This window comes from Corynebacterium limaceinasi (assembly GCF_046717465.1).
Lineage (GTDB): Bacteria > Actinomycetota > Actinomycetes > Mycobacteriales > Mycobacteriaceae > Corynebacterium.
Window position 1 is genome coordinate 1,839,784 of the sequence record NZ_CP177100.1, and the last position, 12,494, is coordinate 1,852,277.

A 12,494-nucleotide genomic window follows, 5' to 3' on the forward strand; every position below is an offset into this window, starting at 1 on the left:
CATGGGTTCGACGCAAATTTGGAACGAGGTCCTCTCACCTGAGGACCTGACTATCTACGCAAACCACTATCTAAACGACCTGCAGGCCGCCGGTGGCTCCCTGTCTGCTTACTTCCCAGACCAGCTAATTAACGACGTGTTCTTCAGCTGGATGACCGAGCAAGACACCGGACGCCTGGCTGAGGTGCGCTCTGCAGACGCTGAGACGCCGATTGGCTCCATGGGCGGCGGCCAGAAGGCCATGATGCAGATGCCTCTGATTGGTCAGAAGGTCCGCATCAACGAGATGGACCAGCTGCGCAGCTTCCACCAGGGTGATTCCCGCTTCCAGGAAGACGACATGACCAAGGCCACCGAGACGGTCGTCCGCGCAGTCGCCAACCGCGTCGAGGTAGCCCGCGGCGACGTCCTCACCACCGGCCGTGTCCGCTATTCGGAAAACGGCGCCATCGTCGACGCCGGCATTGGCCGCGATGAGGAATTCGAGGTCACCCCGAAGAAGCACTGGGATGACCAGGATTCCGGCGCCCTGGAAGACATCATCTCGTGGGCTATGGCCTACGAGGATGCCAACGGTACTAAGCCGGGTACGATTATTGCTTCGCCTAAGGTCATCCAGAAGCTGCAGACGAATAAGCAGTTCCGTGATGCGGCGAATACCACCGGCGAGCTGGCTCGTGTCTCCTCTGGCGCTATTAACGCTGTGCTGCAGGACCAGGGGCTTCCGGGGATTACGTCGTATTCTCGTTCGGTGCGTGATGGTAAGGCTGCGCGCCGGATTCTGGATGAGAATACGTTGTACTTCCTGCCGCCGGAGACTCAGTCTGGCCTGCTGGGCTATACGGTGTGGGGTCAGACGGTGGAGATGAATTCTCCGGAGTATAACCTGTCTGGTGCTGGTCAGATTGCGGTCGGTGCTTGGCGTGAGAACGACCCGATGGCGTATTGGGTGCGTGCTAACTGTGCTGTGCAGCCGATTCTGACGAATCCGAATATGGCCATGGTTGCTCACGTGGTGAAGCCTGGTCCGGCGAAGAAGGCTGGCCGTAGCGCTAAGTAGTCCTGTTGGGGGGTTCACGTGGACACATATTGCACGATTCTTGACGTTACTGACCGTTTGACTATTGAGCCGGATGAGGACGATAAGAGCCTTATTGTGGCGATGGTTGATGAGGCTACGGTCGCTATTGATGCTTATTTGGGTAAGCATTTTGATGAGTCAGTTCCGGCGGCGGTTCGTGTGGTGTGTGCCCGTGTGGCTGCCCGCGCTGTCTCTCGTGGGGACCTGACCCCCAGATGGTGGACACCTTGAAACCAGCATCTCGCTGGGGAAGTGAGGTACCTTTCCACCATGCCACGCAAGACCTACACCGAGCAGTTCAAGCGCGACGCAGTCTCGTTGTACGAGTCGACCCCCGGAGCAACGCTCAACGCGATCGCCTCCGATCTCGGGGTCAACCGCAACTCCCTGCGCACCTGGCTCGACGCCTTCGGCACCGGCACCAAAACCAACGCCAACGGTGAAAAAGTCGCCAGCCCCATTGCCGCAGCCAACAGCGCACGCACGCCTGCTGAAGGACTCTCCGACGCCGAACGCATCCGCGTGCTGGAACGCGAAAACGCCAAGCTCCGGGAGGAACGAGAGATTCTCCGCAAGGCGGCCAAATATTTCGCGGAAGAGACGAACTGGTGAACCGCTTCCGGTTCGTTGATGACAACCGAGGCCTCTACGAGGTCAAGCGGTTATGTGAGGTTTTGAAGATCAACCGGTCCTCGTATTACAAATGGAAATCAGCTGCTCCTGCCCGCCGGCGACGCGTCCTTGACGACGCGGTGCTGGGAGCGAGGATCAAGGCCGTGTTCACGGCCGAGAACGGTTGTTACGGGGCGAAACGCGTGACGGCGGCCATCAATTCCGATCCAGCCAACGACGACCTTTTCAATCACAAGCGCACCGCCAGGTTGATGCGCCAGATGGGCCTGTTCGGCTACACCAAAAAACGCCGGGTGAAGACCACCGTGTCTGCGAAACGGGCTCCGAAGTTGCCCGACCTGCTGAAACGCCGGTTCACCGCGGAGAAACCGAACACCATCTACGTCGGCGATATCACGTACCTGCCGATCGCGGACGGGTCGAATATGTACCTGGCCACCGTCATCGACTGCTATTCGCGGCAGTTGACCGGTTTCGCGATCGCCGACCACATGCGCACGGAGTTGGTCGAAGAAGCTCTCACGATGGCCCACGGGGTCCGAGGCAACCTTGACGGGGCGATTTTTCACTCCGATCATGGCAGCGTCTATACCTCTGGGCAATACCGGAAGCTGTGTGAACGATTCGGTGTCACCCAGTCGATGGGAGCAATCGGGACGAGCGCGGACAACTCGTTGGCGGAGTCGTTCAACGCCACGCTGAAACGGGAAGTCCTCCAGGACGAGTCCGTTTTCCCAAGTCAGCTCGTATGTCGTCGGGACGTGTTCCGGTGGTGCACGCACTACAACACCAAGCGCTTGCACTCGTGGTGCGGCTATCGCTCGCCGAACGCCTTCGAAGCCGCCGGATCAGCTACACTTACTATCGCATCTTGATTAAATCCCCGTGTCCACTTTCCGGGGTTCGGGCCCATTCCGAGGGCGTCGCAAACATGGTTTGCTGCTGCCCATTCAGTGCCATCGTGCTGCACAGCCATGATGGGGTTAGAAGTTCCGGGAACCGGGATAGTCACCAGTTCGTTATCCATTGTGTTACTCTCCTAAATAGGTTTCTTTGCTTTTTGGCTCGGTGCTCCAGCACCGGGCCATTTCTTATGCGGCTAGTTCTTCTGGGTCGTGTTTGACGAGGATGCGGTCTGGTGCCGCTCCTAGTTCTGCTAGTGCGTTGAGCACTTGTGGAGTTGGGCGGCGGTTCTTGATTGCACTGTTCCACGTGTTTCGCGATAGGCCCGTGCGGTTTGCTAGGTCTACTGCGGTTGATAGGTGGTTAATACGCTTTACCCGGTCCAACTCGTCAAGACTGATAAGAAACATTGTCTTTTCTTTCTCCTGTTTATCGGGTGTGACAACATAGTATGTCATTCTTGACCAGATTGACAAGGTTGCAATTCACACGGGGGCACCCATTTTGTCTTTCCCCAGCTACACCCCCACTTGCCGACAAGATTTTTATGCACTAGGGTTTAAGTCATGACAACCCCAGCAGACGTAAAAGACGTATTCGCCAGCCTCGCCGGACACCGCGTCACCGCCCAAGACATGGCAGATATTCTCGAAACCTCACGAAATACCGTGAACCTTCGATTGAAAAATGGATTGGTAGCGGAGGACATAATCGCCATATCCCGTGGGTTAAACATCAATCCCGTCGAAGCTCTAGTAGAACTGGGGAATCTGACCCGCGATGAAGTCTTTGATTTCTTGGACGGCGGCGCCAAACTCCTATCGCTAGCCAGCATTGAAGAACTCGTCTATCGCCTGGCCGAAGACACCCTAAGCAACGCCGACAAGATAGAACTAGGCGGTGCAGCACGTGCCCTGCTCGAACGCGATGACCTGGCTGCTCGTCGTGCGGGTGCCCCCGTGTCCGACGCGGATGGTTCAATGCCAGATGATGATGACGGCATTGTCCGCGAATTTGACTACTCCCCCGACGAATACGCCGCAGACTCATCAATAAACGAACAAGAAGAACGCGAAAAACGAGGTGAAGATTTGATTGACTAACACATAGTTAGCGAAAAACGCCGGAGTCAGCTACAATCAGTAAACACAGTGGCGGCATTGAAATACATGTACCGCGCTCATTCCGGCGGCTAGAGCATTTAATGTTCTAGCCGCTGAGTCATTTCAAGGACGTTATGCTTATTGCTTACTTGGATGAATTCGGCCACCAAGGCCCCTACATCAGACACGACCACCCTAAATTCAACACACACCCCGTATTCGGTTACGCCGGATACATACTCCCCGCCGAAAATGTACGCCAGATGGGTGGCTACTTCGAATATGTAAAAGAGCACCTACTTGCCTGGGAAATCGAACGCTTGAAGGTTCACCCGAAACGATGGGAGAAGAAAGGCTCAAAACTTCTCACCACAACAAACATCGAGAATTATGGCGAGGAAATAAACCCCGCGATGAACCGTATATTCCGAAAGCTAGGAGAATTAGACGGAAGGATATTCTTCTTCGGTCAACAAAACCCATCGGAACAGTCAAAGAAACCAATGAGACTTCCCAAGCCCGCGAAGAGCATTGTCTCATTCAATCAATAAACCGACTCGGAACCTTCGCTTCTAAAGCAAACCAAAAACTAATGGTCATCATGGATGCCACCGACACAGACAACCGTGAACGGGCCGTCGCCACTTTAGGGAAAACGATATATTATCGCCAGAACAAGGAAAATAGAAGCATCATTGAGATACCTGTTCAGGCCGATAGCAGACTATACGGAACAATCCAATTGGCAGATTGGATATGCGCGATACTTGGCCGACTAACGGACTATCATTTTGCAGAAACTTCCGCCTTTGGTTGGGCCGTAGACATGGGGCAAAACCTCGCACCACTATGCCAAACGACTAACAATTCAATTATCTGGTCTAACTCCCCCAGCAAAGACTCTCGATGCTTTCCAAACCAGTTAGTGAAAACCACCAAATTTTGGCAGTCTGAAGCTAGAGCCGAAGCTAAGAAAAACCGGCAAAATCAAAGAAATAACCAAATGATGCAGAATATGCTTGACGCTAGTTCGCCGGAGCTTCAGAAGAAACTGGAACAAATCAGAGGCAATCGTTGATGATTGAATCTCTTATACAATCCGCTGAGGCCCGGGGTTATAGAATCCGCTGGCACCGCGGCGGCCCAAAAGCAGCATGGCTCCCCCACCGGTCCACCATCACCCTCCGCGTAGGCATGGATGACACAACTACCCTGTGCTCCCTAGCCCACGAACTAGGCCACGCGCATTATGGTGACCCGCCCGGCCACCACGGCGCCCACGAAATACGCGCCGACAGGTTCGCCGCCCGCCTCCTGGTCTCCCCCACCGAATACGCCACCACAGAAGCAATCTACGGACCACACCCGGCCACCCTCGCCAACGAACTCGGGGTGACGGTCAAAGTCCTCAAAACTTGGCAAAACATCTACGAAAAGACAGCAGTATGAAAAAGCTCTCAATTCTTCTCATCGCAGTCCTCGCACTAGCGAGCTGCACCTCCAACGAGGAACCCACGGCAACCGATAAGCCGTCCTCAAACACCTCAAGCACATTCAGCACCTCGAGTACCAAACGCAGCAGCTCGACCAAAACCGCGGACCCCTCCAACACACCCCTAACCACAACACAGGAACCTGCTGCTGCCAATAGCGCCTTACCCGAGGCGAATCCGCAAATGGCACAACCGACCGTAGTCGAGTGCCTCCAAGGCACCCCTGGGCCCGCTCGATGGTCAGACGGCACTGTCTCCTTCTCCCAATGGTGTTTTGACAACCGCGGAGGACAGCAGTACCTCGAGAATGAAAGCCAAGCCGGTCTAGTAGAAAACGGAGAATGCGTAGGGCCGGCGGCAGAATGCGGATACGGCACCGCAGCCAACGGCGCCCGAAATCCGACTTCGGGTGAAATCCAGACCTATCACGGCTGCCAAGACGGATACATCAACGACCCTGCTTTGTGCTCTCAAGCAGAGGGCGCTGTCCGGGCTGCGGACCCAAACGGCTCTATCTATTAGGAGCCATGCGCTTTCAACGCAATCCCCGCCCCCGGTGCTCACTGAAATGAACACCAAGGGGGTTGAGGGCCCAACAATCGGCAATGCGAACTAAAAAACGCATCGAGATCAAACTCAGAAACCCAACTGGGACTTTCCAACAAAACATCATTTCACAAGCATGACCAAAGCAGTACAAAATCCAGCATGATAATATGCGATTATGGAAACGCACAGCGGGAAACTACCCCGCCCAAACTACCGAAAAATAGCCGGACAAAAAGCAGCCGACACCCGATGGGGACGAAAAATCGAACGAGCAACCCACCAAGGAACCCTAAACATAGCCGGAACAGACCTATCCTGCTACGTACTCGAAGACGGACGCCGGGTAATCAGCCAATCCTCAATCATGAACGCCATGGGACGTACCCCTCGCGGACGACGCGCAAGCCACGACAATCGACCACCCTTCTTAGAAGCAAACAACCTAGCCGCATTCATCTCACCCGAGCTCCAAAAAGCAGTCGCTGGAATCGACTATCGCGTCGGGGATAACCCGAACGTCATCAACGGACACAACGCCGAAATCCTCCCCAGAATTTGCAACGTCTACCTCGACGCAGAAGAAGCCGGCGTGCTTACAACCACACAAAAACCAATCGCCAAAACCGCCCGCAGAATCATCAAAGCCCTAGCACTGGTAGGAATCACCGCTCTAGTCGATGAGGCAACTGGCTACCAGGAAACTCGCGCCAAAGACGAACTGCAACGACTCCTTGATGCCTACATTGCAGAAGAATTCCGCCCCTGGGTTCGCACTTTTCCCGAGGCGTTTTTCAAGGAAATATACCGCTTGCAGGGCTGGAAATTCGTCCCCGGCAACCATCACCACCCGCAGTACGTCGGAAAGTTCATCAACAAGTACATCTATACGCCAATGCCGACTGGCATCCTAGACCGTCTTAAAGATCTAAACCCTAAAAATGAGCAGGGTAACCGGCCGCGGAAGCATCATCAGCATTTAACTGATGACATTGGGGTCAACCACTTAGAGCGCCAGATTAACCAGGTAGTCACGCTGATGCAAGCATCCGATGACAAAGTTCAGTTTGAGAATCTTTTTGAGCGCGTTCACTCAAGAAATCTTCCAGTTCAGCAAATGCTCGACATTTAAGAACCCCGCCCTGGCGCTACAGATGTGAAATTCGCGTGCCGGGACGGGTATCACCCCATCCGATTAAAGAACAGAACAGGTCTGTCTTATGGCATCAATCAAGCAATACAAGACCGCCAAGGGTAAAGCTTGGCGCGTGCAGTACCGCTCCCCCGATGGGCGGAATCGCACCAAGCGTGGATTCCGCACTAAAAATGAAGCACAAGCCTGGGCTGACAAAAACGCCGTCCACATGAACGAGCAAAACTGGATAGACCCCAACGCCGGCAAAGTGACTATTGGTGAGGTTGCTGTGCCGTGGGAGGCGAACCTGACTCACCTGAAGCCTAAGACGCGGCATGACATGCTTGCGGTGTGGCGTAACCACGTGGAACCAAAGTGGGGCGGGCGTCAGGTGGCCGGCATTAAACCCTCGGAGGTACAAGCATGGGTGTCCAGCCTGGATAGGTCGGCGTCGTTGGTTAGGCAGGCCCATGCGGTGCTGGCGCAGATTCTTGACCTGGCGGTGATGGATAAGGCGGTGCGGGAGAACCCAGCGCGGGGCGTGAAACTACCGCGTAAGGGTGCGGCGCGGAAAGTGTATCTCACAGCGGAACAGCTAAGCCTATTGGTGAGTGAATGCACACGCTATCAGGAGTTGGTCTGGCTGCTTGGCACCGTGGGCCTGCGTTGGGGTGAAGCCGCAGCACTCAGGGTACGAGATGTGAACGTGCTACGGAATCGCATCAACGTGGAGCGTAATGCGGTCACCGTGGGCAGTGAGGTGATTATTGGTACGCCTAAAACCCATGAAGTGCGGGAAGTGTCTGTGCCCGTGTCCGTGATGCGGATGCTGGTCCCTGTGATGGAGAGTAAGGGGCCGGATGAGTTGCTGTGGCCGCGTCGTGACGGCACTCCGATGAAGCCGCCTACGCATGGCAAGTGGTACTACAACGCACTGGATAGGTGCATGGATAAGTACCCGGATTTTCCGCGAGTCACCCCGCACGGGCTTAGGCATGTGGCGGCGGGATTGATGATTTCCGCCGGGGCGAATGTGAAGGTTGTGCAAAGGCAACTCGGGCATTCTTCGGCTGCGATGACCCTTGATATTTACGCTGAATTGTTTGATGAGGATTTGGAGGCGGTGGGCAGTGCTGTGGATGAAAAGATTTCAGATGTCGTCAAATTGTCGTCACGTAGGGCTTAAAAAGGGTGTTTATGCAGGTTAAATGGGGTTTAGGTGGCTGGTTCGACCCCAGTTGGAGGAGCAGACTACATCCCGCCCAGCATTGCGCTGAGCGGGATTTTTCGTATACGCCACACAGCTCGAGTTCAGAGGGTTGCGGAAGATACAGGTTAAGCACAACGGGGACAGGAAAAGGGGCCTAGCCAATCAAGGCTAGGCCCCTTCCCTACTGCACTCTATGCGCTCGCCGCAGGCTCAGGGAGCGCTGAGCGAGCGTCAACGAGTAATTAGTCGTTGATGTAGAGGTACTGCTTGTTCACGAACTCGTCCAGTGCGAAGACGGAGAGCTCGCGGCCGAAGCCGGAGTTCTTAACGCCACCGAATGGCAGTACTGGGGAGAAGTACTGGCCCAGGTTGACGTGAATCATGCCGGTTTCGATCTGGTCAGCAACCTTGGTGGCGCGCTCGGTATCATCGGAGAAGACGGCACCGCCCAGGCCGTAGTTGGAGTTGTTGGCCAGCTCTACGGCTTCCTTCTCGGAGGAAACCTTGTAGATCTCTGCTACTGGGCCGAAGAACTCTTCGTAGTAGGAGTCGGAACCGACGGGGACATCGGTAAGCACGGTCGGCTCGTAGTACGCAGCGGTCTCGTGCAGGTTACCGCCGGTGCGAACCTTAGCGCCGTTGTCCACAGCGGTCTTGACCTGCTTGTCCAAGTTCTCTGCTGCTTCGCGGGAGGACATTGGGTAGTACTGGTTCTCGCCCGGCTGGGTTGGGTCAGCCTGCTTCATGCCCTCAGCAATGCGGACCATTTCATCGACGAACTCGTCGTAGATGTCTTCCATGACGATGATGCGCTTGTTGGAGGTGCAAGCCTGGCCAACGTTTTCGATGCGCTTGACCCAAGCGTCCTCGGCAGCCTTGGTGATATCGGCTGCATCCAGGATGATGTAGGGGTCGGTGCTGCCAAGCTCCAGCACAACCTTCTTCAGGTTGCGGCCTGCGATCTCGGCCACGGCGGCACCGGCGCGCTCGGAACCGGTCAGGGATACGCCCTGGACGCGCTTGTCCCCGATGATCTCTTCAATCTGCTTGTGGTCGGCGTACACGTTGATGTACACGCCCTCTGGCAGGCCAGCCTCGCGGAAGATCTCCTCGATGGCTGCAGCGGACTTCGGGGTAATTTCGGCGTGCTTCAAGATGATGCAGTTGCCGTTCATCAGGTTCGGGCCGGCGAAGCGGGCGACCTGGTAGAAGGGGTAGTTCCACGGCATGATGCCCAGCAGGGTACCAATGGGCAGGCGGCGGAGGGTGGCCTTGCCGCCTGGCACGTCAACCGGCTGGTCCTTGTTGTGCTCTGGGGCGTTGTCTGCATAGAACTGCAGGATGTCGCCGGAGAAGTTAATTTCCCACTCGCCTTCTGGGGTGGACTTACCCATCTCCTGTGCGGCAATCTTGGATAGCTCGCCCTTGCGCTCCTTGAGCAGTTCCGCGGCGCGGGACACAATCTTGGCGCGCTCCTCAATTGGGGTCTCGCGCCAGGTCTGGAAAGCCTCGTTGGACTTAGCCAGAACCTCTTGGATCTGCTCATCGCTAAAGGTGTCGAATTTCTCTACTACTTCATTGGTAGCGGGGTTAGTTACCGCAAAATCCTTGGACATTATTGGATCCCTTTCTAATTGGATTCTTGGAACTAATGTGGCGACGAACACAGTCTGTGTGCGCCTGCCACAAGAGTACTTAAAGTTCTAGTGACGTGTCACCCATGAAAGTGGGTAATTTGTTTTAGGAGGCCGCGACGACCGAGCCATCCTTCATCTTGATGCCCTCATCCTGCTTCATATAGGTGGCATCGCGGGTGAGCATCTGGCGCACCGCCTCCTCGTTCTTCTGGATTTCCGCTTCGAGCGCTTCCGAGTCTTGGCGGAGGAGGTCAAAGCGCTCCTGCACCAGCGGTGCCTCCATTTGCAGGATGGGGCGCATGACGGAGTCGGCCACGCCACAGGCATCGGCGACCTCATCGCCGTGAATGATGCGCACGTGCGCGGCGGTCCAGTCCGCCAAGGTGTCATCGGGCATGCCCGTGAGCTCCTTGGCGTTGACGACGAAGCCGTCCATGAGGGCATCAACAAGCTTGCGGGCCGATTCGTTGATCTCGCCGTCGACGGTGTGGATGGCATCCATGGTCTCCTGGGAGGCCTCTACCCCATCTTCGCCTTCGAAAAGGTCCGCGGAAATGCCCAGCATGCGCCCGGCAATCTTCCACAGGTAGAACGCGTCTTTTTCTTCTTCTGCGGTAAGCTTCCAGCCCATGTTGCGCAGGCCAGCGTATGGAATGTAGGTGAAATCAAACCAGGTGCGCAGCATGTCGAACTCGCTGATCGGAGCACCGTAGTGGGAGTAATCCAGCTCCTTGCGGGTGTGCACACGCCGCACGTGGGCGTGGATGGCGCGCACCATGCCGGTGTGAATGAAGCCTTCGCCGCCGGGTTGCAGCGCATTCGGCAGGTAGAGCGAATAGGTCCAGTTGGTGGTGTAGGCAAGGCGCTTGACGGCGCCATCGGTAAGCTCACCGGTGTTGACCAGCAAGTCCGCGATCGCTGGGGTGGAATAGGTGTGGACCAGCGAGCCCGGGCCCAGCGCCAGGCCGTGGCTAAGCGGCGGGATGGACAGGTAGACGCGGCGGCCGCGCTCCAGCTTTTCGGCGTCGATGCCGTCAAGTGCCTTGGTCATGTCCTCAATAAGGGCGGCAACCTCGGGGAAGGTGTCCTCGTTGGCGGTGCCGCGCGCGAGGGCATCGCGCAGGTTAGGCATGATTTCCTTGACGGTGTGGCCGCTGGTAAACAGCGCATCAGCCACCGGGTCCATCTTCCAGAAAGCCTCGTGGTAGCGGTCTGCGCGCTCTTGGCCAAAGGTGGCGATGAATTCATCCTTATCGCCGCGGCCAGCAGGCCACTCGCCGACGGTACCTAGGGACATAGTGTTAGTCATGGTGTTCTCCTCTGAGAATGTTATGGGGGATGGGTTAGCTGCGAGCTTCTTTAGAGTCATCGTGCAGCGTGTAATCGGATTTGGTCTCGGGCTCGTTTTTCGCGATGTGTGCCTTGATCACCGCGGTGACATCGGACCATGGCGGCTTATTCTTATTGGCGCGCTTAATCTTTGCCTTTTGCGCACCCGGCAGCTTGTCCCGCAGGCGCGCAACCTTGGCTTCTGCGCGCGCGGCACCCCGATACAGGATGGCCCACGGCTTGTAGTTCACCTTTTCCCAGCGCGTGCCCTTAACCATGAACTTGGTATCTTCCACGCCGCAAATGGTGGTCAGCGCACCAAGCGCCATCTTGGGAACCAGCGGGTGGATGGTTTCTAGAATGCTCATTAAGGCGGTGGCCACGCGCTCGTGATAGGTGGAGGAATACCCGCCATTGGCGTAGATATAATCCGTCATCTTGCGCATTTCATCGCCAGTCTTGGGGATGAGGCGCTCTTCGGCGCCCATCATATAAAGGATGTATCCCCAGTACTGGGCCACATCGTCCCAATCCTGGCCGGAGTGCGGGCGGCCAAAGCGCTCGTCGATGGCCAACGGCATCATCCCGAACCAGCCCTCACCGGAGACCAGGAAGCTGGAGCCAATCGGCCGTCCGAATTCGTTGTAGTGCTCCTTGCCCCACATCTTTTCTAGGCCACGATTGGCCTGGGAATGCAGCAAGCGCACGCGCACGGCGGCCTTGCGACCTTCGCCGAAGCGGTCAAAGACGTCCTTTTTGCCCAAGTCAGTGAAGAATTGCGCCGTTTCAATGGAGCGCTGCATGGCCTTGAACTCGAACATGCCGGTCTCGCCCGTGGCCGCCGATGTGCGGTCCTCCATCGTGGTGGCCCAGTATGCGAAGGCGATGGCCAGAACCTCTGAGGTGCGCGTGACGTTGTAATAGGCCACACGGCCGCGCTCTGCGGCCTCAAGATCCAGCCACTCCGGAATGCGGTCTACCTCTTTGAAGAAGTCCACCAGCTCCGACGCGGGGTCTTCTACCGTCTCGATGCCGTGGTTAAGCGCCTGCTCAAACTTGGCGCGCGATTCCTTGGCGCCATCACGGCGGAAGGCCTGCGCCAGCTTTTCACCGGTCTCATCGGTCTGCCACATGTGGTCATCAAGAAGCTTGGTTTGCAGGCTATCGTAGCCAGACCATTCATCTTCTACGGTGTGCCAGGAATCGAAGATATTGTGTCGCAGCTCGGACCAGCCTGGGGCCGCGGTGCGACGCTTCGGCGCCGGGCGCAGGTCCATGCCATCGCGGTAGAAGTAGCGGAAATCCTCATAGGGATTATCGGACATAGGCAGAACCTTTGGTTCCACCTGCGACGTGTTGGCAGCCTCAGACGTATCTGTGGGAGCAGTCATTGTATTTCATTCCCTTCCTTATTATTAGGCCTT

Annotated in this window: 12 protein-coding genes; 8 read left to right on the top strand and 4 right to left on the bottom strand. The window is 56.3% G+C overall.

What is annotated here, in order from left to right; all coding sequences use genetic code 11:
• The first annotated feature begins 1 nt into the window (after window position 1).
• Together ACLI1Q_RS08940 and ACLI1Q_RS08945 are read left to right on the top strand one after the other, a co-directional pair.
• On the top strand, window positions 2-1,060 hold the full coding sequence (locus ACLI1Q_RS08940; RefSeq protein WP_239269781.1) for a major capsid protein: 1,059 nt from the start codon (window positions 2-4) through the stop codon (window positions 1,058-1,060).
• Window positions 1,061-1,351: 291 nt separating this feature from the next.
• Window positions 1,352-2,589, top strand: a protein-coding gene (locus ACLI1Q_RS08945; RefSeq protein WP_284853453.1) for an IS3 family transposase whose coding sequence is annotated in 2 segments (ribosomal slippage) — window positions 1,352-1,679 and window positions 1,679-2,589 — 1,239 coding nt in all. Because the reading frame shifts where the segments join, the coding sequence is not laid out codon by codon here.
• A gap of 216 nt (window positions 2,590-2,805) precedes the next feature.
• On the opposite strand, the gene ACLI1Q_RS08950 is transcribed toward ACLI1Q_RS08945, so the two are convergent.
• Window positions 2,806-3,027, bottom strand: a complete 222-nt coding sequence (locus tag ACLI1Q_RS08950; protein ID WP_284772327.1) for an XRE family transcriptional regulator — start codon at window positions 3,025-3,027, stop codon at window positions 2,806-2,808.
• 156 nt (window positions 3,028-3,183) lie between these two features.
• Between ACLI1Q_RS08950 and ACLI1Q_RS08955 the strand changes: the two genes are divergently transcribed.
• The 6 genes from ACLI1Q_RS08955 (at window position 3,184) to ACLI1Q_RS08980 (ending at window position 8,080) form a co-directional block, all read left to right on the top strand.
• Window positions 3,184-3,720 (top strand): hypothetical protein, encoded by a 537-nt coding sequence (locus ACLI1Q_RS08955; protein WP_239275159.1) that lies wholly within the window; start codon window positions 3,184-3,186, stop codon window positions 3,718-3,720.
• A 134-nt stretch (window positions 3,721-3,854) separates the two neighbouring features.
• Complete coding sequence (locus ACLI1Q_RS08960; protein WP_302519177.1) at window positions 3,855-4,271, top strand: DUF3800 domain-containing protein; 417 nt, start codon at window positions 3,855-3,857, stop codon at window positions 4,269-4,271.
• Entirely contained in the window at window positions 4,178-4,798 is a 621-nt protein-coding gene (locus ACLI1Q_RS08965) for a DUF3800 domain-containing protein (RefSeq protein WP_411697148.1), read from the top strand. The genes ACLI1Q_RS08960 and ACLI1Q_RS08965 overlap by 94 nt, the downstream gene beginning before the upstream one ends.
• Complete coding sequence (locus tag ACLI1Q_RS08970) at window positions 4,798-5,169, top strand: ImmA/IrrE family metallo-endopeptidase (RefSeq protein WP_255716714.1); 372 nt, start codon at window positions 4,798-4,800, stop codon at window positions 5,167-5,169. Before ACLI1Q_RS08965 ends, ACLI1Q_RS08970 begins: the two co-directional genes overlap by 1 nt.
• Window positions 5,170-5,937: 768 nt before the next feature.
• The gene (locus ACLI1Q_RS08975; RefSeq protein WP_239268565.1) at window positions 5,938-6,891 is read left to right on the top strand and encodes a P63C domain-containing protein; all 954 of its coding nucleotides are present in this window, start codon (window positions 5,938-5,940) and stop codon (window positions 6,889-6,891) included.
• A gap of 88 nt (window positions 6,892-6,979) precedes the next feature.
• Window positions 6,980-8,080, top strand: a complete 1,101-nt coding sequence (locus tag ACLI1Q_RS08980) for a tyrosine-type recombinase/integrase (RefSeq protein WP_239268567.1) — start codon at window positions 6,980-6,982, stop codon at window positions 8,078-8,080.
• A 266-nt stretch (window positions 8,081-8,346) separates the two neighbouring features.
• Here the strand turns inward: ACLI1Q_RS08980 and ACLI1Q_RS08985 are convergent, their stop codons facing one another.
• The 3 genes from ACLI1Q_RS08985 to ACLI1Q_RS08995 all read right to left on the bottom strand — a co-directional run bounded on the left by ACLI1Q_RS08985 (window position 8,347) and on the right by ACLI1Q_RS08995 (window position 12,461).
• Window positions 8,347-9,720, bottom strand: a complete 1,374-nt coding sequence (locus ACLI1Q_RS08985; protein WP_239268569.1) for an NAD-dependent succinate-semialdehyde dehydrogenase — start codon at window positions 9,718-9,720, stop codon at window positions 8,347-8,349.
• Window positions 9,721-9,844: 124 nt separating this feature from the next.
• Window positions 9,845-11,050, bottom strand: coding sequence for an oxygenase MpaB family protein (locus tag ACLI1Q_RS08990; protein ID WP_239275161.1), 1,206 nt, complete (start codon window positions 11,048-11,050; stop codon window positions 9,845-9,847).
• Window positions 11,051-11,084: 34 nt separating this feature from the next.
• On the bottom strand, window positions 11,085-12,461 hold the full coding sequence (locus ACLI1Q_RS08995; RefSeq protein ID WP_239268573.1) for an oxygenase MpaB family protein: 1,377 nt from the start codon (window positions 12,459-12,461) through the stop codon (window positions 11,085-11,087).
• Window positions 12,462-12,494: the final 33 nt, after the last annotated feature.